General features: G+C 34.1%; 1 protein-coding gene. It reads left to right on the top strand.

Annotation, left to right across the window (positions count from 1 at the left end):
- Window positions 1–44: 44 nt before the first annotated feature.
- Window positions 45–1,178 (top strand): DNA methyltransferase (locus PX636_RS04390; RefSeq protein WP_288116330.1); only part of this gene is annotated, 1,134 nt, incomplete at its 3' end.

Genomic DNA, 1,178 nt, shown 5'->3' with positions numbered 1-1,178 from the left:
CTTAAGGCTTGTTACTCTAAAATTAGAAATAATTAAAATACATTATGCAACTAGAACTTTTCGATTCTAATAATTTAGAAGAATTTAATCGGGGAACCCCGCGATTAGTTTCTTTTCGAGATTTAGTACCAGAAATCACCAGCACCAGTTATCTAACCCATGGTATCTATTATTATCCTGCCAAATTTATTCCCCAAGTGGTGAGATTTTGCCTTGATAATTACACCAAAAAGGATGATTGGATTATCGATCCTTTTGCTGGTTCTGGTACGGTGGGTTTAGAGGCTAAACTTTCTCAAAGAAATGCGGTTTTAACTGACCTGAATTATCTTTTAAACCATATTATACCGATTAAGATTACAGAACACCAAGAACCATTGAGTTACTCAGAGTTAGATAAAAAAATCTTAGAAGTTTTTGCCAGCAAGGATAAATTTATCCCTCAGTGGTCAAATTTAAACTATTGGTATCCAGAGGATATTTTAGCAGTTTTGCAGAAACTTTGGGCAGGTCAAAAAAGTCTAGAACCTGATTTATATTCCCAGATTATTCAAGCGGTTTTAGTGAAAGTTAGTAAACAGTTTTCCTATGCAGAACATACCAAACCTAAATTATTTCAATCGAAATACAAAAAATCAGATATACAGGAACTATTACAAAGAGATTGGCAAGAGGAATTAAAACGAACGATTAAAGAGATGAGTTTTGAAACTTTAACCAGCGTTAATCAATATATTGCCGTCACTTGGCATAATTGTAATCAGGTGCTTTTTTATGGAGGAGTAGATAGTGCCACTTTTGAGATCGATCAAAATCTAGAGTTAGATTGTTTAATTAGTTCACCCCCCTATCTGCAAGCACAAGAATATATCAGAACAGCAAAACTAGATTTATATTGGTTAGGATATACAGAAAAAGAAGTGCAAAAAATCTCTAAGCTAGAAATTCCCTACCGACAGGCTACCAGATTAATCGAAACCGAAACCTTAAATCAAGTGAGATCGACTTTAGAGAAAGAGAATTTACATAAAATACTCGATTCCTATTTTTGTCACACTATCAATGCTTTAGAAAATGCCACCAGAAAATTAAAACAAGCTGGGAAAGCTTGCATTTTTGTCGGTAATCCGAAAGTGGATGGAGTGGAAGTAGAAACTTGGCGAATATTACAGGAATAT

The organism is Microcystis sp. M53598_WE2 (assembly GCF_030067735.1).
Taxonomy (GTDB): Bacteria; Cyanobacteriota; Cyanobacteriia; order Cyanobacteriales; family Microcystaceae; genus Microcystis; species Microcystis aeruginosa.
Note: the sequence above shows the minus strand (reverse complement) of the source record. Positions and strands in the feature narration are given on the sequence as shown.